Below are 20,283 nucleotides of genomic sequence, written 5' to 3'. Positions count from 1 at the left end.
TATTTCTAATTTACCTGATGGGACTTTTTAAGAAGATCTGCCACGCTTTTTACAGGATTAAACGTAGAAACAGGCACCTCAACAAAAACAGTATTCCATTTTGCCATTGCACCGTTCCATAAGCCGGGGCGTTCTAAAGCTTTTAAAGGCTTTCCGTCTTTTGTTTTATCTGCAATAAAACTAGTCTTTGGATCTACATAATGATTAAGGTCAAAAGAGTTCCCATTGTAATCTTTTAGTCCGCAGACGATATCCACCGGATTGAAATGAGTGGCTTCCCGAGCTGTTTTTAATTGTTCAGGATTATCCTGATCTATTTGTGCACCTTCTATAATCTGCAGTGAAATTTCATCATTTTCGTCCCTTACCAGAAAAGGACCTCCTCCAGGCTCACCTTCATTTTTAACCATGCCGCCTACTCTTAGCGGACGATTAATCCTGTCCTTTAGATACTCAATTTTTTCTTCGGAAGAAAGGCTGTCAAATTTCCCTTCCAGACTTCTGAAAAGTTCATTTTGAAGAAACTCTGAAATATTTTTAATTTCATCTTCAGAAACATTTCCGGAGTCCAGTTTATTTAAATAACTAAAGCATTTTTCCTGAAGTTTCAATAATTTTCCTCCAAGCATTTTCTTATAGTGAACCACCTCAGGAATATTATCTTCAGTCACTACATTATCTATATTCTTTAGAAAAGCAAGATCTGCTTTTTGATTGTTGAGATTCTCTATAAGGGCGCCGTGACCTCCGGGACGGAAGAACAAATCCCCTTCTTTTGTTCGAAATGGCTCATTATTATCATCAACTGCAATAGTATCTGTTTTAGGATCCTGAAAAGAATAGGATACATCAAATTTTACTCCTGCTTTTTCTTCAGCTCTTTCTTTAATATTTTTAAACTCCAGCTTAAATTTATCCTGATGCTCTTCAGAAATGGTAAAATGCACTTTCGCAACTCCGTCAACCGCAATATATTCCGCCGCTTCAATTAGGTGCTCTTCAAAAGCTGTTCTTAAACCAGACTTGTACTTATGAAAAGGAACAAGTCCCTTTGGGTAATCACTTAAATCCAACCCGTCTTCAAACAGCATGTTTTTTACAATAGCCAGATGTTGCTCATCATGAGAAAGTTCATCAAAATTTTCTGTATTCTTTCGGGCATAGTCGAGCGCAAGGCTGTAAAAAGGAAGCTGATCTATTTTTTCAAAAAACTTCTGAAGTTTTTCATCATCCTGTTTATCCAGATAGGAGCGCAAACCTTCTTTTGAAGGATCAAACTCATCTACAAAATTATGTAAAGCTTTAAACATTCTTGTTGCAGCTCCAGAGGCAGGCACGAATTTTATCACCTCCAGTTTTTCCTTTTTAGAATCGTACAGAGAAATAAATTCCTGCTTCTCGTCTTCAGAAAACGCAAAAATCCCCTTACCGGCAGTTGCTGCTTCGCTTATATCTACCTTAATATTTCCTCTTTTAAAAATTTTTACCTGGTCTTCTACTTCCTGTTCGCTGATCCCTTTTTCTTTAATCTGCGCAGTATCTTTTTCGCTGAGCTTCACTTTTTAATTTTTAGTTGGTTATTAATAATTGAAACAGCAGTTTTAAAACGTTCTTCTTCATTACCTTTTAAAACCACAAACGGCTTATTATTCTGCTCAAGTGCAGCTTTAAACCGTTGAAACATCCCAATGCGATCATCTGGTTTATCCCGAAGATCATCGGGCGTCCATTCCACATCAATATACGTTAAAAAATATAAATCGTAGTGGTGGTTTAACGCATGTTTAAGAAGTAACGGCGGACAAAACCCATCGTAGTAAGCTTCAGCATAAACTTTTAGCTCCAGCAAATCGGTATCACAAATAAGTAAATCTTCCGTAACGGCAGCCAGGTCATTTTCTCTTTTCATCTGCCCTTCTGCAATCGGGATTAAATCTTCTGGTTGACAAATCTCTCTATTTTCGTCCCATTTCTTCTGAAGATATTCCCTCATATATTCCTTTACCCATGGGGTGCTGTAATGCGCAGCCAATTGGGAAGCAAGAGTAGTCTTTCCTGTAGATTCAGGACCAAATAACACTATTTTTATGCAGGACGCAGATCGTTGCGCAAGTCTTTCTTCCATGCTCTATAACCGTAAATGGCAATTATTGTGAAAATTAAGTATTGAATTGCGGTAAAAGTGAGGCCTTTATAGAAGTACAAGGGCACTGAAATGATATCTCCAATAATCCAGAAAATCCAGTTTTCAATTTTCTTTTTGGCCATCTGCCACATTCCCACGAAAAATATTGCGGTGGTAAAAGTGTCTACATAAGCGGTCCAGTCTGTCCATTTCTCAAAATATTCGTAAACCAGGAAAACGAAAAGCAAAGTCCCCAAAAAAATGAACAGTGCCTGCCAGTTTTCTCTTCTGGTGGTATTTGTGATTGGGGTAAAATGGGTAGCATCTACCTTTCTAGTCCAAATGTACCAGCCATAAATACTCATGGAAAAATAATAAGCATTAATCATCATGTCTCCCAAAAGACCATACACAGCAAGAATATAGACAAATAGAGCGGTACTGATTATCCCGGTAGGATAAACCAAAATATTATTATTCTTGGAATAAACAACACTTAAAAATCCAAAAAACACCCCAATAAGTTCCAGAACAAGAAGATGCGTAGGTATCCCGTAATATTGACCAAAGAAGAAATCAAAAATCGGCTGCATAATCGCTTAGGTTTGATTTCACAATTTTTATGTGTATCAGTCCACGTTCTATAGCTTCAAAGGCAGCTTTTATTTCTCTATTTAAAAGTTGCATTACCTCATCATAGTCTCCATAAACCTGCGTGCTTAACGGATTCTCCTTGATTGTTAATCCTGAAGCTCTTAATTTTTTAATGAAATCGATAATTGCAGGTTCGTAATTATCCTGAAGTGGCGTGAGAGTAAGTTCAACTGAAATTTGCATACCTTATAATTTCTTCAAAGGTAAAAGTATAGGAAAGAAATCTGATATAAAATCTTAATTTTCCGGGGATAGTCAATTTCTGCTGAAGGTTAGTTTTTGAGCTCTTGAAAACGCAAAAAACCTTCTAAAATAGTATTTAGAAGGTTTTCTAATTTCCAAAACAAAGGCTGAAAATTGCCAATTATCGGCCTCTTTTCAGCATATTCGTAACGGATTTATTTCTTATCTTTCTTATCCTCTTTGTCTATCCAGTTACCCTGCGCATCTGCATACACTTCCTTAGTTTCACCTTCTTCTGTAAAAAGTACAAGCTTATATTTTTTCTCTCCGTCTTTTTCCATCACATGAGCTTCAGAAACGGTAGCTCCCATAAAGTCAGTTTCAATAGCCTGACTAACTTCGCCCGGTAAATCCTGCTCCTCAACCTGTTTCCAATCTTCTTTTTGATGCATTTTCTGTTCAGTAGTCATCTGCTCCTGATTCTCACTTGTCACCTGAGCTGTTGCTGATTCTACTGAAAAAAACATAGCTCCTCCAATTACTGCTGTCATTACAAATCTTTTCATCATTTTCAAATTTAAAGTTAGTGATTGTTTCGTATTGATATATTAGAAACAACTATTCCAATTTATAGAGATTACCTCTTAACCCTCTAAATTTGAGGGCTTCACATTTAATTATGAATATTTAAAATGTTGAAATCTGTAATTTCTCCCCACATTTGTGTTGAAATTATCTACAGATGTGAAGCGCCTGTACCATGTACCATTAAGGCGTCAAAAAAGATTATAACTGCACGAAATTATTACCCTCAAACGCAGTCCCAATTACCACAATATCAGCTCCCGCATCATAAGCTTCCTGAAGTTGTTCTTTGCTGCGTATTCCACCACCTACTATCAGTGGAATCGTAACCGTTTTTTTTACTTCGGAAATAATTGCAGCTCCCACAGGGATTTTTGCTCCACTTCCGGCTTCCAGGTAAACCAGGTTTTTTCCTGAAAATTCGCCTGCCAAAGCTGTTTCAGAAATTAAATTTACTTCGCACCGGGACATAGGCTGCGTTTTGCTCACCCGCTGTACCGCAGATTCTTTGCCGCCGTCAATAAGAATATAGGCTGTGGGAAGGATTTCAAGGCTCGAAAATTGCAACCTGGGAACCGACTTTATTTGCTGCCCAATCAAATATTCCGGATTTCTTCCGGACAGCAGGCTCAAAAACAAAATAGCATCGGCTTCTTCAGTAATTTGTTCGTGGCTCCCGGGAAATAATATTACCGGTAACTCTGAATGCTGTTTTAAAGCTTCAACTGTTTGCTCTGTTTGCTGTGCTGTGGCGGTGCTTCCTCCCACAAGGAGATAACTGGCATTTTGAGGCATCCGCTTTAAAAAGGCTTCAGCTTTGTTATTATCAAAATTTTCAGGATCTATTAAAATGCATAGCAATTTCTCACCTCGTGAAGCTGACGCTAAAATTTCAGAATAAATAGAAGTCATTAATCGTTAAACTTCATATTTTCAGTAGAACGAGAGGCATAAACGCAGGTAAAACCTTCAAATTCTAAAAATTCAAGATCAAAATGTGCAGTATAACCTTTATAAAAGCTTTTTCCGGTGGTGGCGTTGGCTTCAAAGTCGAAATCTGTAATATCTATATGGTGTAAAAAGCTCAATCCCGGTTCTGCCTGTAGCTTATAAATAGATTCCTTCGCTCCCCAAACAATCGTGAGTTTTCGCACAAGCGCATCTTCGTTGGCCAATGTATGATACTCCTTTAAAGGTGTGAATTTATTGGCAATTTTCAGGATTTTATCGCGCTGCTTTTCAATATCGATTCCCACTTCTTTATCGCTAACAATAATTCCGGTAAAAGTAAAAGAATGTGTGATCGAAATATATTTTCCGTCTTTGAGGTGCGGTTTGCCCAGGTCATCGTAATATAAATCATTGTCTGTATACCCGGCTTCAGCCAATAGATGCCTGATGCTCATAAATCCTCGCCGGTGAATTTCAGATTTCATACCGTTAACCCTTTCCCGGCAATGTGGGGTAAGTTCTATGCCTTTACTAAGCCATTCCAGTGATTCTTCAATCTTCCAAATGAGGACTTTAGTGCGCTCATCAACTGTTATTGTTTTGTAAAGTGACATGAAATTTTCTTATATATTACTTACTTTTGCAACTTAACAGTTACTATAATCAAATATAATAATATGTCCACTAAAACGGTGCCTTATACGGCATATAAAGTAAAAGATATTTCCCTGGCTGCCTGGGGAAGAAAAGAAATTGAGCTCGCTGAAGCCGAAATGCCAGGCCTGATGTCACTTAGGGAAGAATTTAAAAATGAGCAGCCATTAAAAGGGGCCAGAATTGCCGGATGTTTACACATGACAATTCAAACGGCCGTTCTTATTGAAACTCTTGTTTCTTTGGGAGCTGAAGTTACCTGGAGTTCCTGTAACATTTTTTCTACACAAGATCAGGCTGCCGCTGCGATTGCTGAAGCTGGTATTCCTGTTTATGCTTGGAAAGGGATGACAGAGGAAGAATTTAACTGGTGTATCGAACAAACGCTTTTCTTTGGTGAAGATCGCAAACCTTTAAATATGATTTTGGATGACGGTGGAGATCTTACCAATATGGTATTCGACAAATATCCTGAATTAGCTGAAGGAATTCGTGGACTTTCAGAGGAAACCACTACTGGTGTTCACCGTTTGTACGAACGGATGAAGAAAGGAACACTTCCTATGCCTGCTATTAACGTAAACGATTCTGTTACCAAGTCAAAATTCGACAATAAATATGGTTGTCGAGAGAGTGCGGTAGATGCCATACGTCGTGCTACAGATGTGATGCTTGCAGGAAAACGTGTAGTTGTTTGTGGATATGGAGATGTTGGGAAAGGAACCGCCCAGTCTTTTAAAGGAGCCGGATCTATTGTTACTGTTACAGAAATTGACCCTATTTGTGCTTTACAGGCTGCTATGGATGGTTTTGAAGTTAAAAAACTCGAAAATGTATTGCCAAAAGCAGATATTGTAATTACGACTACAGGAAATAAAGATATTGTGCGAGGTGAACATTTTGAAGCGATGAAGGATAAAACCATCGTTTGTAATATTGGCCATTTTGACAATGAGATCGCGGTTTCCTGGCTAAACGAGAATTATGGCGATACTAAGGATGAAATTAAGCCTCAGGTAGATAAGTATACCATCAATGGTAAAGATATTATTCTTCTTGCTGAAGGTAGACTGGTAAATTTAGGTTGTGCCACAGGACATCCAAGTTTTGTAATGAGCAACTCTTTCACCAACCAGACTCTGGCTCAAATTGAACTTTGGAATCATTCCGATAAGTATGAAAATGAAGTTTATATGCTTCCGAAGCATTTAGATGAAAAAGTAGCTGCACTTCACCTTGAAAAAATCGGAGTTGAGCTAACTGAACTTTCTAAAGAACAAGCCGATTATATTGGTGTGGAAGTAGAAGGACCATTTAAGCCGGAATATTATAGATACTAGACGTGAGACGTGAGACGTGAGACGTGAGACGTGAGACGTGAGACGTGAGACGTGAGACGTGAGACGTGAGACGTGAGACGTGAGACGTGAGACGTGAGACGTGAGACGTGAGACAAAAATAAAAAATCCTGTTCGGAATATTCTGAGCGGGATTTTTTTTATTGTAGGATTTTCAAAGCGGCATTTCCAAATTGGCAATTATCAGCCTGTAGTTTCACCACGAATCCACGACTATTCTCTAAAATTTTTCCGTAGAAAAATATTTCAGAAAGTTGATCCTGATTCTTATATCCTGTTTAATGTTTCAGTTTAGGATGAAGGTTGTAAAATAGCAAATATCGACTTGTAGTTTCACCACAAATCCACGACTATTCTCTAAAATTTTTCCGTAGAAAAATATTTCAAAAAGTTGATCCTGATTCTTATATCCTGTTTAATGTTTCAGTTTAGGATGAAGGTTGTAAAATGGCAAATATCGACTTGTAGTTATTAGTTAAGGGTTACTTAAGCATAAAAAAGCCTTCAGTTTTCACTGAAGGCTTTTTATATCTCTTAAAAAGAAATCTAATTATGCTTCAAACGGTTCGATAGAAACGTAAGATTTATTATCTCTCTTTTTAGTAAATTTTACAAGGCCATCTACTCTGGCATGTAAAGTATGATCTTTTCCTGCGTACACATTCTCACCTGGATTGTGTGCAGTACCTCTTTGTCTTACAATGATATTTCCGGCTACGGCAGCTTGTCCTCCAAAGATCTTTACACCTAAGCGTTTCGATTCTGATTCCCTACCGTTCTTGGAACTACCAACTCCTTTTTTGTGAGCCATCTTATATAAGTTTTAGTTATATTATTAAAATTAGCTTAATGCAGCAACCAATTCTGCTTTCTTCATTGAAGAATATCCTTCAATGTTTTTGTCTTTTGCCATCTCTCTCAATTCAACAACAGTTTTGCTGTTTAAATCACCAGATTGATCGTTAGACTTAGCTTTAGTCTCTTCTTTCTTTTCGGTTTTCTCAGAAGAAGAAGATTTCTTACCACCTTTTAAAGTAATATCTTCAATCAGAATTTCTGTTAAAGATTGACGATGTCCATTCTTTACACGGTAACCTTTACGTCTCTTCTTTTTGAAGACGATTACTTTGTCCCCTTTAAGGTGACGTGTAATCTTTGCTCCAACAAGAGCACCTTCTATAGCCGGGGCGCCTAAAGTAACATCGTCACCATCGCCGGTAAGAAGAACATTTTCAAAAGAAATGCTGTCTCCTTCTTTTCCCGCCAAACGGTTTACAAATACTTTTTGGTCTTTTGCAACTTTAAATTGCTGCCCTGCTATCTCTACAATTGCGTACATAGCGTATTAAATTAATTATTTAAATAAGATTGTGCTTATTTCAAGCGGGTGCAAATATACTCTTAAATAATTAATTGACAAAGTCTTTCCTGTTTTTACAAATTTAATTTAAAGTGTATGTTCTTTACCTTCTTCTGTATTTCTGGAAACTTTGTGCAACTGTGTCCACGCAAAGGTAAGGACAATGGTACTGGCAAAGCCGGCCAGCGCAACTCCTACTAACAAAAAGCCTACAGTAGAAGACCAATCGATCACCCACACCGGCATAGACTCCTCCATAAAATTAGTATCTATTTCTGTGGCATAGATCAGGAAAAAAGCCGTAAATATAGCAGTAGCAAGAAATCCGGCAGTTAGACCCACCATAAAACTTTTCCTAAACTTAAATTTTGCCCCCACTTCCTTTTTATAGCCTGAAATGGCCAAATACAGGCCCCCTCCTAATATAACCATGTTAAGTATACTAAAGGCAGGATATTGATGTAATCCAAAAATAGACAATATCAAAAAGTAAACTATTAGAGCGGCTGCAATACCGAGTCCAAATTTTATTGGTGTACTTATTTTATCCATCATTATTTAGTTTTTGCCAAGTAAATTTGGGGAAAAACTGGCATTTTATGCCTTAAGGGCTTGTTAATTTTCTTTTGGAGCCTAATAAAAGCAGGGGGTATTCAATTAAAAAATTTTACTGTAACAAATTAAGCTTTTCAATTACTTATATTTAGACATTAATAAAAAAACCACTTTAAAAATGATCCACAAGATTAAAACCACCGCCATCGCCCTCTTATTAGGGTTCTGTGCAATTGGACAGGAGGTAGAGTATACCGAATATAACCTGGACAATGGATTACATGTAATTTTACATCAGGACAATACAGCTCCTGTAGCTACGGTTGGCGTGATGTATCACGTAGGCGCTAAAGACGAAGAAGCAGGTCGTTCTGGCTTTGCTCACTTCTTTGAGCATCTTTTATTCGAAGGCACCGAAAACATTGAACGCGGAAAATGGTTTGACATTGTCGCTGCCAATGGCGGTAGTAATAATGCGAATACCACGCAGGACCGAACTTATTATTACGAAACATTTCCTTCTAACAACCTGGAGCTTGGTCTATGGATGGAATCTGAACGAATGCTCCACCCGGTTATAAATGAAATTGGTGTAGAAACTCAAAATGAAGTTGTAAAGGAGGAGAAACGTTCCCGTATAGATAACGCCCCTTATGGTAAAATCATCTACTCTACCGGTATCAACAAATACGTTTTTGATAAGCATCCTTACAAAAACTCTGTAATTGGCACCATGGAAGATCTGGATGCAGCCGAGCTTGATGAATTCAAAGCTTTTTTTGATAAATATTACGGACCAAATAACGCAACTTTAGTTGTTGCCGGGGATATTGATATGGAAAAAACTAAAGATCTGATCGATAAATACTTCGCCGGAATCCCTGAAGGAAATGAAGTCGAGCGAGTTTCAATTGAGGAAGAACCCATTACAGAAACTATTACAGCGACAGAATATGATAGTAACATTCAAATTCCTGCAAAACTATTTGTTTACCGTACACCTTCTATGGTAGAAAAAGATGCTTATGTTTTAGATATGATTTCTTCTATTCTTACAGATGGCAGAAGCTCCAGGATGTATAAAAAAATGGTAGACGAAGAAAAAACTGCACTTCAGGTGTTGGCTTTCCCCAGATCTCAGGAAGATTATGGAACCTATGTAATGGGTGCTCTTGCTTTAGGGGAAACCCCTTTAGATACTCTTGCCACTTCCATGGATGAAGAAATTGAAAAACTTCAGAACGAGTTAATTTCAGAAAAGGAATATGAAAAACTTCAGAATAAATTTGAAAATCGCTTTGTAAATTCCAATAGCAGCATACAAGGTATTGCTTCTTCACTCGCCACTTACAATGTACTTTACGGTGATACGGACCTTATTAATAAAGAAATTGAAATTTACAGGGATATTACCAGGGAAGATATTCAAAGGGTTGCCAATGATTATCTTAACGAGAATCAGCGCTTAGAACTGGATTACCTTCCGGAAAGCGAAAAGGAATAACTTAAAAAACTTATAGAATGAAATTTAATATACTCACATTATTTATAGCCTGCTTTTTGACCACAGCGACAATTGCGCAGGTAGACCGGTCTAAACAACCTGAACCGGGACCGGCACCAAAGATCAATCTTGGACAGCCTGATGAATTTACATTAGACAACGGTTTAAAAGTTATGGTTGTAGAAAATCACAAGTTACCAAGAGTTTCTGCTTCTTTAATAATAGACAATAAGCCTCACGCAGAAGAAAAACCGGCTACTTCTGCCCTCGTTTCTTCCCTATTGGGAACAGGAACAGAAAACATGTCTAAAGACGCTTTTAACGAAGAAATCGATTTCCTGGGAGCTGATATTGGTTTTGGATCAGAAAGCGCTTATGCGCGGTCTCTCTCCAAGTTTTTCCCACGGGTAATGGAACTATTGGCTGAAGGAGCTTTAAGGCCAAAATTTACCCAGGAAGAATTTGAAGCTGAGAAAAATAAACAAATCGAAAGTTTAAAGTCTTTTAATAAAGACGTAGGCTCAATTGCAAGCCGTGTAAGTGCAGCTCTAGCCTATGGAGTTAATCATCCTTATGGTGAATTTGCCACCGTGGAAAATACTGAAAAAGTTTCTTTAGAAGACGTGGAAAGCTTTTATAAAAGTTACTTCAAACCTGCCAATGCTTACCTTGTAGTAGTTGGTGATATTGAAACTGCTGAAGTGAAAGAACTGGCCGAAAAAAACTTTGGCAACTGGGAAGCCGGAGCTCCAAATGAGCATGATTTACCTGTTGTTACGAACGTTGACGAAACACAGATCAACCTGGTTGATATGCCAAATGCGGTACAGAGCGAACTAAGACTTCAGAATACAATAGACCTTAAAATGTCTGATGCAGATTACTTTCCTGTTCTGGTTGCCAATCAAATCCTTGGTGGTAGTTTTGGCAGTTATCTCAACATGAACCTAAGAGAAGATAAAGGCTACACCTATGGAGCAAGAACCAATACAGGAGCCGACAAATATGCCTCCAGATTTGTTGCCCAGGCCAGTGTCAGGAACGCAGTAACCGATAGCGCAATTGTAGAGTCTCTAAAAGAAATTAGAAGAATTAAAACAGAGCCCGTAGATGCTGAAATGCTGGAAAATGCAAAAAGTAAGTTTGCAGGTGACTTCGTTCTGGATCTTGAGCAGCCTTCTACCATTGCCAGTTATGCCTTAGACATAAAGACTAATGATCTCTCAGAAGATTTTTACGAAAATTTCCTTCAAAACATCAATGCAGTTACTGCAGAAGACATCCAACGTGTAGCCAATAAGTATTATCAAACCGATAATATGAGAATCATAGTGGCCGGTAAAGCTTCAGAAATTGGTGAAAACCTTGAGAAAATTGAATTTGAAGGAAAAACAATTCCTGTAAAGTATTACAACAAACTTGGTGTAGCGACCGAAAAACCTCAGGCCAAAGAAGTTGATGCTTCTGTAACTGTAGAAAAGGTTTATGAAGATTATATTGAAGCCATTGGCGGACGTGATGCTGTTGAAGAAATAGAGAGTGTGGTAATGAAGGCTGAAGCTTCTGTACAGGGAATGACTTTAAACCTGGTTCTAAAAAGAACTATGGACGGTAAATTAAATCAGGAAGTATCTGTTGGTGGAAATGTAATGAGTAAACAAGTATTTGATGGTGCAGCAGGATTTGTTGTGGCACAGGGACAAAAAATACCTTACAACGAAGAGCAGATAACAGCTGCTAAAGTAGATGCCAATCCTTTTCCTGAACTGGAAGCAGGAGATGCTACTTTAGAAGGAATTGAAACCGTTGAAGGAGTTGATGCTTATGTAGTTGCCCTGACCGAAAACAACAAAGCATACTACAGTGTAGACAGCGGATTAAAAATACAAACTGTACAAACTGTTTCCCAGGCAGGACAAACAATGTCTATCCCAACAGGATATAGTGACTACCAGGAAGTGGAAGGCGTAAAATTTCCTTTTAACCTAACCCAGGCCGCAGGTCCTCAGACTTTTGAGTTTGATGTAACTGAAATCCTGATAAACGAAGGAGTAAGCGAAGCTGACTTTCAGGAATAAAAATTTTTGCTAATGTTAGATGAGTCGGTTTTCTTAGGAAAATCGGCTCTTTTAGTTTTGAACGGACCTGCCCTACTAAAGAAAATCCTTAAAAATCTGGAAAAATTCAGAACCTATTTCCACTCCAGGCTTTCCATGAGGTACCTGATATCCTTTTTAAGATAATCTGCCGCCGGAACAATCGAATCGTAGTTAGGCTGACTTTCAAAATAAACCGAGCCAGTAAGAAAATGATTGGTACTATCTGTTAAATAAAACTGAGCCTGTGAGGCTGCATTTCCCGACACTTCGTAAAACATACCATACGTATTGCGTATATCATTGGTATAAATATCACCTTCTATAGCATCGGCCTTAATGGTATGCTGCAACGGTAATTTTTGAGCGTCCCGAAGTAGAGAGTCAAGATTGTTATTAATCTTTTGATAGGTGAGATAAATAGCTCCGCTCATTAACTCGTAATCAAGATTTATCCAGCAGGGAGTATTTGTAAGAGCAGGAGAAATAGTGGCCAGCTCGTTCTTTTCAAAAGAATATGGACAGCCAATATCCATTCGGGAATATTCAGCTTCAGGATATTCCAGCGCTAAAAAACCTTTCGGTTTGGGCTGGGGATCATCTGCACATGCAAATAAAACTATCGACAGGCTTAAGAATAACATTCTTCTTAGGTTCATATCGGTGCTATATTCAGTTTTATTTGTTTAATGCGCCTATCATCTATCACTTCTACTTTAAAAGTATAATTAAGAAAGATAATTTCATCATTTTTCTTAGGAAACCCGCCTGAGATTTCCAGTAAAAATCCTGCTAATGTCTCTGCTTCTCCCCGTTGTTCCTCAAAAGCAATAGGATCCTCAAGTTTTATGATCTTGTAAAAATCCTTTAAAGAAGTTTTCCCTTCAAAAATGAAATTGTTTTCGTCGAGCTTAGAAAAAATCAGATCTTCATCATCAAATTCATCGCTTATATCACCCACAATTTCTTCTATTATATCTTCAAGAGATATTAAACCACTGGTTCCTCCATATTCGTCCACGACTATTGCAAGGTGATTTCTTTTACTCTGGAAATCGTTTAATAAATCATCCAGCTTCTTGTTTTCAGGTACAAAATAAGGTTCTCTTAAAAGTTTAGTCCATTCATACTCCCGTTCGTTTATATACGGAAGCAAATCCTTTACATAAAGAATCCCTGAAACATTATCTATATTCTCCTTGTAAACCGGAATTCTGGAGTACCCATTCTCGATAATGGCAGGTATAATTTCCCTGTAAGCATCGGCTTCGTTAAGAGCGAAAATGTCCATTCTGGGACGCATCACCTGTTTTGTATCTGTATTTCCAAAGGAAACAATACCTTTTAAAATCTTCTGTTCTTCCCTTGTAGTATCTTCTTCACTGGTTAACTCCAGCGCCTGTGAAAGATGATCAATACTTATAAAAGATCTTTTTCTACCAAACTTATCCTGAATATATAAAGTAACCGCACGCATGGGAGTATTGAGAGGTGAGAAAAAAGTATCCAAAAAATTTATTGGATAGGCCATGATATTAGAAAACTTCACATTGTTCCTGCTTGCATAGACTTTGGGAAGTATTTCACCAAACAACAAAATAAGAAATGTGACCAGACCTACTTCTACTATTAACCTGAAATCGATGCCCATTATTTCCATATTTGTTTCTCCAAACATCTCTGTTACAAGAGAATCAAAAAGAAGCACTATAGCAATGTTAATAAAATTATTCGCGACCAGGATGGTAGCCAATAATTTCTTGGGTTTATCCAGAAGTTTTATTACAATTTCCTGCGTCTTTGTCCTCTTTCCGTCTTCTGTAACAAAGTTTGCCGGTGTAAGGGAAAAAAAAGCAACTTCAGCACCAGAGATTAGTGCAGAGCATAGCAATAGCAGTAATAAGAATAGGATACTTATTACATCGGTTATGTCGAAAGCGGCCCAAAGCAATAGCAAACTGGGAGGTTCCGGATCCAAAGGCAAATATTTTAGTTAAACTTAGAATGGCAAATCATCTTCCTCTTCGTTTTGACCAATCGGTTGATTTTGATTTGCAAAGTTATCATTTTTTGACTGGCTTTTTGTTCCAGACATCGGTGAATTTTGAGATTGGTTTTCTGAACTACTTTCACCTTTGGGAGTAAGAAAAGTAAACTCTGTACACTGAACTTCAGTAGAATACCTCTCATTACCCTGATCGTCCTGCCATTTACGGGTTTTTATACGCCCTTCAATGTATACTTTATCCCCTTTTTTGAGATATTTTTCGCAAATTTCAGCAGCCTTATTCCGTACCACGACGTTGTGCCATTCTGTATTATTTACTTTTTCTCCCGTAGTCCTGTTAGTATAACTTTCATTTGTAGCCAGGGGAAAACGTCCAATAACACCACCACCTTCAAAATAATGCATTTTTACATCATCTCCCGTGTGCCCAATTAGCATTACCTTGTTAAGTGTTCCTGTCATTTTTTTCTATTTTAGATATCAACTCTTCAATTACATCAATTACAATGTAAAATACTGAAAAATTTAGCGGCTTAATAAGGTGAAAGTTATAAAATTTCAAGAAAATTTTTTTCAGTAGTCCGCAGGCTCATATTCATTAAGGAAATTCTGAATTAAAACCGGAACCGGATATTTGGCAATTTTCGATACAGGAATACCATTTTCAGGTGATTTCTGCGGCTCAATTATCCAAAAACGCGCATAGATATGCTGATGAGATAATTTATGCACTACAGGTTTTTCATTATGTAACCTAATAATTGCATTTTTGCCTGTTTTCTCCCTAAATTCCTCTTCCATAAGGAATTCTGCAGCCGTAAGTTGCTTCTCCGTCTCTATTAAAGGGAATTCATATAAACCATTCCAAATCCCCTTTCCCTTTCTTTGATTTAGGAGCGTAGTATTTTCTTCGGAATGAAAAACAAGGTAATTGAAATACCGATGCCTAATTTTGCCCTTTTTCAATTTGACAGGCAGTTTGGAAATCCTGTTTTCCTTTAAAGCAAGGCAACTGCTGTTAAATGGACAGGTGGCACATAAAGGATTTTTAGGTCTGCACTGCAGCGCCCCAAACTCCATTAAAGCCTGATTAAAAGCCGAAGGATTATCCTCATCCAGCAATTCTGTTGCCAGGACCTTAAATTCTTTAATGCCTTCAGAAGAATTTATTGGCGTAGCACTGCCAAAATATCTAGCCAGGACCCGGTAAACGTTTCCATCTACCACTGCCACCGGCTCATTATAACAAATCGAAGCAATTGCACTCGCAGTATAATCTCCAACTCCTTTTAGTTTAAGCAGCCCTCTAAAATTCTCCGGAAAAACACCTCCCAGTTCATCCGAAACATACTTCGCTGTCTCGTGCAGGTTTCTCGCCCGGGAATAATATCCCAAACCCTGCCAAAGCTTTAAAACCTCCTGCTGGGAAGCCATGGCCAGGTCAAAAACAGTTGGAAAAGCTTCATTAAACCGGAAATAATAGGGCATTCCCTGCTCCACACGAGTCTGTTGCAACATAATTTCGCTGAGCCATATCTTATACGGATCTCTGGTTTTACGCCAGGGCAACTCACGCTTGTTATTCAAATACCAGTTAATCAACACCTTAGAAAACACCATACTTAAAATCATCTGCCTGCAATATAAAATCTTTATTCTGTTATTATTTAATGGATTAGGCTTGAAATATTGAAGATATAATTCTTATATTTGCCCCCTTGAAAATTCAAACCCCAATTATAAAATAGCACGAAAATGACGAAAGCAGATATCGTAGCAAACATTTCAGAAAAACTAGGAATGGAAAAAGGAGATGTTCAGGCTACTATTGAATCCTTTATGGACGAAGTTAAGACTTCCCTGGAAAGTGGAGATAATGTATATTTGAGAGGCTTTGGAAGCTTTGTTGTTAAGACAAGAGCAGAGAAAACCGGAAGAAATATTTCTAAGAACACTACAATTAAAATACCCGCACATAACATTCCTGCTTTCAAGCCTGCAAAGATTTTTGTTGAAGGTGTTAAGAGTAATGTAGAGGTAAAAGAATAACTGTTTTCCCCTAAAAAAACAGAAACCAACAAAGAATTATTAATTAAAAAGACAACACTATGCCAAGTGGTAAAAAAAGAAAAAGACATAAGGTAGCCACGCACAAGCGTAAAAAAAGAAGAAGAGCTAACCGTCACAAGAAAAAGTAGTTCTAAACTACTTTTTTTATTTTAAAACGTTCATTGAAATCGAAACTTAAACCATTTTTGGTTTTAGTTTCTTCAGGATTGAAAACCCTGTGAGAAAATAATGTTTAATCCATCTGTGTCTGCTTTGGCAGGTATAGATTAAAATCTAAAAGAGTGGACAAAGAATTAATTATCCGGTCCGAATCCTCTGCTGTAGATTTTGCCTTAACAAAAGATGGAAAACTTATTGAACTCAACAAGGAAGAAGATGACAACAAATTTAATGTTGGTGATATTCTTATTGCCAAGATTAGAAAAGCTGTCCCCGGTCTAAATGCCGCATTTGTAAATGTGGGTTATGAAAAAGATGGTTTTTTACACTATCACGATCTGGGTCCTCAAGTATCTTCTTTGCTTAAGTTCATAAAACGTGTAAGCACAGGTAAACTGAAAGATTATTCTTTACAGAATTTTTCTTTTGAAAAAGACATAGACAAAGACGGTAGTATTACCGATGTCTTAAAATCAAATCAGTCGCTACTGGTTCAGGTAGTAAAAGAACCAATTTCCACTAAAGGCCCAAGGTTAAGCTCAGAACTTTCCCTGCCAGGCCGTTATATAGTGCTGGTTCCTTTTTCCAACCGGGTTTCGGTTTCACAAAAAATCGAAAGCAAAGAAGAAAAGGAACGATTAAAAAGATTGGTTAAAAGCATTAAGCCCAAAGGGTTTGGTGTTATTGTAAGAACCGTAGCCGAAGGCAAAAAAGTAGCAGAACTGGACAGAGATCTCCAAAATTTAATGGGGCGCTGGACAGCAATGTGTAAAAAGCTGTATAAACCGCATCATCCTTCAAAAGTATTAGGAGAATTAAACAGGGCTTCTTCCTTGTTAAGAGATATCTTTAACGATAGCTTCACCTCCATTATAGTAGATGAGGAAGCGCTTTATACACAAATTAAAGATTATGTGGGCGAGATCGTCCCAGAAAAAGAATCAATAGTAAAATTGTACCAATCCAATGTACCAATCTTTGAAAAACACGGTATCGAAAGACAAATAAAAACATCTTTTGGGCGCACCGTATCCATGAGTAAAGGCGCCTATCTGGTAATAGAACATACTGAGGCCATGCACGTTATAGACGTGAATAGTGGTAACCGGTCAAATAAATCCCGAAACCAGGAAGATACCGCACTCGAGGTGAATATGATAAGCGCTACAGAAATAGCCCGCCAGTTACGACTTCGTGACATGGGTGGAATAATTGTAGTAGACTTTATCGATATGAATAAAGCTGAAAATCGCAAGAAACTCTTCGATCACCTACGCGACGAAATGAGTGATGACAGGGCAAAACATAAAATTTTGCCACCAAGTAAATTTGGATTGATTCAAATTACAAGACAACGCGTAAGGCCCGAAATGAATATTAAAACCCGTGAGGTGAATCCTAATGGCGGAACTGGTGAAATTGAGGCACCAATTATTTTAATAAACAAGATAAAGGCCGACTTTGAAAAGTTACTTAAGAAGAATCATAAAAAAATTACCTTAAGTGCGCATCCATTTATTGCAGCCTTTTTAACGAAAGGCTTTCCATCTCCCCGATCGCAATGGTTTATGGACCATAAACGTTGGGTGAAAATCTTACCTAGAGACGCTTACACGTATTTAGAATACCACTTTCACGATAAAGACGGGAAAGTAATCATATAAATAGAGAACGCCTTTCGTTAATTCGGGAGGCGTTTTTTTGTTTCTCAACTTCTTCTCTCCCATTTTTTAGCAGAATTCTTCCCCACAGTCGATTTCTATGTGGTGAAAAGATTTTATTCTTTCTACTTTTGAACTTTCACAAATATTTCAATTTTGAATAAAACAACGCATAAATCCTATACCGTTAAAGAAGCTACTGTTAAGCTGATGCAGTTTTGTGCCTATCGTGATCGTTCGCACAAAGAAGTAGAAGAAAAACTGAAGGAGATGAAGATGATTCCTGCAGCCCAGGAACAGATTATCATCCAGTTAATGCAGGAGAACTTTTTAAATGAAGAACGCTTCGCCAGAAGCTTCGTACGTGGGAAATTCAGAATAAAAAAATGGGGCAGGATAAAAATCAAGCAGGAACTTAAGCTGAAGGATATCTCTAATCCAATAATTAAAATAGCCCTTACTGAAATTGATGAAGATGACTATCGCTCTACTTTACATGAAGTAGCTGAAAAGAAATCCAAACTCATTAAGGAATCTAACCCCTTCAAAAAAAAGAAAAAACTCGCCGATCATTTACTCCGCAGAGGCTATGAGGCGAGTCTTGTATATGAAATTACTGATAACTACTTCAGTTAACTTTAAAAGCTTTAAACTGGATTTACTCCTATTTGTTTTAGTATTCCCAGCTCATCGCTACTTCCCCATCGTTCTACCATTTTTCCGTCTTTAAACCTGCTAATCTGCATTCCGCGCGCTTTTATAGACTTTCCGGTACCGGCAACTCCCATAAAATCACCCTTATGGGTTCCTGTGAGGGTATAGGCAAAAGCGACATTATCTTCATCTGCCACTAACTGCTCCACCTCAACTTTCATATCGGGAAAGGCATTCCTCATCATTGTAAAAAAATCTATATAACCCTGTGCTCCAGGACCCTGATTGGGCGCCGCATCATGCTCCTTAACATCATCTGCTACAAGATCTCTTAGATTTTCCAGTTTTCCTGAATTTATTGCTTCTCCAAATTTCTGTTGAATTTGTTTATTTTGCTCTTTACTCATAACTTTTTAAATTTTCAGAATTTCCCTGAAGTTCAGGAAAACAGAGAGTATAATAAAATAACTTTTGATTATTTTAAGCATTGCTTAAGCAAGGATTAACTTATATCGAAATCTTTACTATAATCCAGAGAAAAGCGGAATAGGTTTTTATTCCACAGAAAAGATGTACTACTGTTCAATTTTGTTCTTCTGGTGCGTCTTTTTAACAGCCTGTTCGTTTTTATAATCTATCCATTTTTGCCCTTTCCATTTGCGCATGTAGTTATCAAAATGGCGCATAAAAAAGACATTGTAGACTGCCTTGGAGAAATTTGTCACTGTCCGTGGTGTCGCGCGTAAACTCATTGAAAATCCGGCGGTAAGATAAGTCATCTGGTGCCAGTAACCCTCGGGCATATATAATGCTTCCCCGTGATTTAATTCGGTTATATAACCTTTTGCTTTTTTAAGAGCCGGAAACTTTTCAAAATTAGGGTTTACAAAATCTATATCCTGCCGGGAAATGAGTGCATGCGGCACTTTATAAAGGTATTGACTTTCTGAAGGAGGAAATAAAATACATTGTTTCTTACCATGGAAATGAAAATGAAGAATATTTGCAAAATCTATGTCGTAATGCATAAAAACCTTCGAATTTTCCCCGCCAAAGAATAACGTGGGAAGCTGCTTTAAAAACCGAAGACCAAGATCAGGAAAGGAAAAATCCTTCTGAAGTGACGGCACTTCTTTAAGCAGATGATATAAGAAAATCCGGTAATTTGTAGGTCCCGATTTCAACAGTTCGATGTACTCCGACATCTTCATCCTGGTGTGCGGCTCATTAAACTTGTATTCTGAAGAAATTGGCCTGTCATCGTAGAGCGGAACAATTTTATCTCCCGCAACCTCATCTATGTATTCCAGGTTCCATTTTTCATAAGCCGGCCAGTCTTCAATAAGCTGTTCTATAACCACCGGCTTTTGAGGGCGCACATATTTTTTAAGGAAATCAGCTTTAGTAATTCGCTTTTCCCTTGGGATTTCGGCAAGTTGTAGGCCATCGCTCATCATCAGTAATTTCTATACTTGTGCGTCTTTGTTATAGTTGTTGCATTTATTTTTCTCTCTTCTAAATGCTCTCTTACGACAAAAAAAGAAGTGTTTTATATGTCTCCGAAAGTGCATACAAATTTAAGGATAAACTTGTACTTTTTTATAAAAGGAGGTTAATTGTTAGAAAAAGAAGCCGAAATTCCGAAAAATTTGAAGAAAAAAAGAGGGAAAATCCAAGAAATCCCCCTTTCTACTTATATCTTCAAT

22 protein-coding genes are annotated in these 20,283 nt (G+C 37.6%); 6 read left to right on the top strand and 16 right to left on the bottom strand.

All coding sequences use genetic code 11. The features are described 5' to 3' along the window. Nucleotides 1-5: 5 nt before the first annotated feature. From RM541_RS16605 to RM541_RS16575, 7 genes are all read right to left on the bottom strand, one after another. Complete coding sequence (locus tag RM541_RS16605; RefSeq protein ID WP_311501252.1) at nt 6-1,559, bottom strand: DUF4301 family protein; 1,554 nt, start codon at nt 1,557-1,559, stop codon at nt 6-8. Next, nucleotides 1,556-2,125 carry an AAA family ATPase gene (locus RM541_RS16600; RefSeq protein WP_311501251.1) on the bottom strand — a complete coding sequence of 190 codons (570 nt, stop codon included), beginning with the start codon at nt 2,123-2,125 and terminating at the stop codon, nt 1,556-1,558. The genes RM541_RS16605 and RM541_RS16600 overlap by 4 nt, the downstream gene beginning before the upstream one ends. Beyond that, complete coding sequence (gene pnuC / locus RM541_RS16595) at nt 2,086-2,718, bottom strand: nicotinamide riboside transporter PnuC (RefSeq protein ID WP_311501250.1); 633 nt, start codon at nt 2,716-2,718, stop codon at nt 2,086-2,088. Before pnuC ends, RM541_RS16600 begins: the two co-directional genes overlap by 40 nt. Then, on the bottom strand, nt 2,702-2,962 hold the full coding sequence (locus RM541_RS16590; protein WP_311501249.1) for a thiamine-binding protein: 261 nt from the start codon (nt 2,960-2,962) through the stop codon (nt 2,702-2,704). Before RM541_RS16590 ends, pnuC begins: the two co-directional genes overlap by 17 nt. A 215-nt stretch (nt 2,963-3,177) precedes the next feature. Next, nucleotides 3,178-3,531 (bottom strand): hypothetical protein, encoded by a 354-nt coding sequence (locus tag RM541_RS16585; RefSeq protein WP_311501248.1) that lies wholly within the window; start codon nt 3,529-3,531, stop codon nt 3,178-3,180. Between the two features lie 217 nt (nt 3,532-3,748). Next, nucleotides 3,749-4,459, bottom strand: a complete 711-nt coding sequence (locus RM541_RS16580; protein WP_311501247.1) for a phosphoglycerol geranylgeranyltransferase — start codon at nt 4,457-4,459, stop codon at nt 3,749-3,751. After that, the gene (locus RM541_RS16575; protein WP_311501246.1) at nt 4,459-5,112 is read right to left on the bottom strand and encodes a 4'-phosphopantetheinyl transferase family protein; all 654 of its coding nucleotides are present in this window, start codon (nt 5,110-5,112) and stop codon (nt 4,459-4,461) included. The genes RM541_RS16580 and RM541_RS16575 overlap by 1 nt, the downstream gene beginning before the upstream one ends. Nucleotides 5,113-5,175: 63 nt before the next feature. On the opposite strand from RM541_RS16575, the gene ahcY reads away from it, so the two are divergent. Beyond that, nucleotides 5,176-6,492: an adenosylhomocysteinase gene (ahcY, locus tag RM541_RS16570; protein ID WP_311501245.1), complete on the top strand. Its 1,317-nt coding sequence runs from the start codon at nt 5,176-5,178 to the stop codon at nt 6,490-6,492. A 568-nt stretch (nt 6,493-7,060) separates the two neighbouring features. On the opposite strand, the gene rpmA is transcribed toward ahcY, so the two are convergent. The 3 genes from rpmA to RM541_RS16555 all read right to left on the bottom strand — a co-directional run bounded on the left by rpmA (nt 7,061) and on the right by RM541_RS16555 (nt 8,425). Continuing rightward, nucleotides 7,061-7,321: a 50S ribosomal protein L27 gene (rpmA, locus tag RM541_RS16565; protein ID WP_311501244.1), complete on the bottom strand. Its 261-nt coding sequence runs from the start codon at nt 7,319-7,321 to the stop codon at nt 7,061-7,063. Between the two features lie 30 nt (nt 7,322-7,351). After that, entirely contained in the window at nt 7,352-7,849 is a 498-nt protein-coding gene (gene rplU / locus RM541_RS16560) for a 50S ribosomal protein L21 (protein ID WP_311501243.1), read from the bottom strand. Nucleotides 7,850-7,957: 108 nt separating this feature from the next. Next, nucleotides 7,958-8,425, bottom strand: coding sequence for a DUF4199 domain-containing protein (locus RM541_RS16555; protein WP_311501242.1), 468 nt, complete (start codon nt 8,423-8,425; stop codon nt 7,958-7,960). A gap of 178 nt (nt 8,426-8,603) precedes the next feature. Here RM541_RS16555 and RM541_RS16550 point away from each other — a divergent pair, with 178 nt between their 5' ends. Both RM541_RS16550 and RM541_RS16545 read left to right on the top strand, forming a co-directional pair. Next, a complete protein-coding gene (locus tag RM541_RS16550) occupies nt 8,604-9,929 on the top strand; it encodes a M16 family metallopeptidase (protein WP_311501241.1) in 1,326 nt (441 codons plus the stop codon). A 17-nt stretch (nt 9,930-9,946) separates the two neighbouring features. Further along, on the top strand, nt 9,947-12,007 hold the full coding sequence (locus RM541_RS16545) for a M16 family metallopeptidase (protein ID WP_311501240.1): 2,061 nt from the start codon (nt 9,947-9,949) through the stop codon (nt 12,005-12,007). Between the two features lie 113 nt (nt 12,008-12,120). On the opposite strand, the gene gldD is transcribed toward RM541_RS16545, so the two are convergent. The 4 genes from gldD to mutY form a co-directional block, all read right to left on the bottom strand. Next, entirely contained in the window at nt 12,121-12,684 is a 564-nt protein-coding gene (gldD, locus tag RM541_RS16540) for a gliding motility lipoprotein GldD (protein WP_311501239.1), read from the bottom strand. After that, complete coding sequence (locus tag RM541_RS16535; RefSeq protein WP_311501238.1) at nt 12,681-14,003, bottom strand: gliding motility-associated protein GldE; 1,323 nt, start codon at nt 14,001-14,003, stop codon at nt 12,681-12,683. The genes gldD and RM541_RS16535 overlap by 4 nt, the downstream gene beginning before the upstream one ends. Before the next feature lie 21 nt (nt 14,004-14,024). Further along, entirely contained in the window at nt 14,025-14,495 is a 471-nt protein-coding gene (locus tag RM541_RS16530; protein ID WP_311501237.1) for a single-stranded DNA-binding protein, read from the bottom strand. 111 nt (nt 14,496-14,606) lie between these two features. Continuing rightward, the gene (mutY, locus tag RM541_RS16525; protein WP_311501273.1) at nt 14,607-15,653 is read right to left on the bottom strand and encodes an A/G-specific adenine glycosylase; all 1,047 of its coding nucleotides are present in this window, start codon (nt 15,651-15,653) and stop codon (nt 14,607-14,609) included. Between the two features lie 135 nt (nt 15,654-15,788). On the opposite strand from mutY, the gene RM541_RS16520 reads away from it, so the two are divergent. The 3 genes from RM541_RS16520 (at nt 15,789) to RM541_RS16510 (ending at nt 18,559) form a co-directional block, all read left to right on the top strand. Next, nucleotides 15,789-16,082: an HU family DNA-binding protein gene (locus RM541_RS16520; protein ID WP_311495053.1), complete on the top strand. Its 294-nt coding sequence runs from the start codon at nt 15,789-15,791 to the stop codon at nt 16,080-16,082. A 302-nt stretch (nt 16,083-16,384) separates the two neighbouring features. Then, on the top strand, nt 16,385-17,926 hold the full coding sequence (locus RM541_RS16515) for an Rne/Rng family ribonuclease (RefSeq protein WP_311501236.1): 1,542 nt from the start codon (nt 16,385-16,387) through the stop codon (nt 17,924-17,926). Nucleotides 17,927-18,079: 153 nt separating this feature from the next. Beyond that, nucleotides 18,080-18,559: a regulatory protein RecX gene (locus RM541_RS16510; RefSeq protein WP_432264687.1), complete on the top strand. Its 480-nt coding sequence runs from the start codon at nt 18,080-18,082 to the stop codon at nt 18,557-18,559. Between the two features lie 11 nt (nt 18,560-18,570). Here RM541_RS16510 and RM541_RS16505 read toward each other — a convergent pair whose 3' ends face one another. Next, nucleotides 18,571-18,984, bottom strand: coding sequence for an ester cyclase (locus tag RM541_RS16505; RefSeq protein WP_311501235.1), 414 nt, complete (start codon nt 18,982-18,984; stop codon nt 18,571-18,573). A 168-nt stretch (nt 18,985-19,152) separates the two neighbouring features. After that, the gene (locus tag RM541_RS16500) at nt 19,153-20,034 is read right to left on the bottom strand and encodes a cupin-like domain-containing protein (RefSeq protein ID WP_311501234.1); all 882 of its coding nucleotides are present in this window, start codon (nt 20,032-20,034) and stop codon (nt 19,153-19,155) included. Between the last annotated feature and the right edge of the window lie 249 nt (nt 20,035-20,283).

This window comes from Autumnicola psychrophila (assembly GCF_031846645.1).
In the GTDB taxonomy this organism is placed as follows: Bacteria; Bacteroidota; Bacteroidia; order Flavobacteriales; family Flavobacteriaceae; genus Autumnicola; species Autumnicola psychrophila.
The sequence above is the reverse complement of the archived record's forward strand: the minus strand, read 5'-3'. Positions and strand labels throughout refer to the sequence as shown.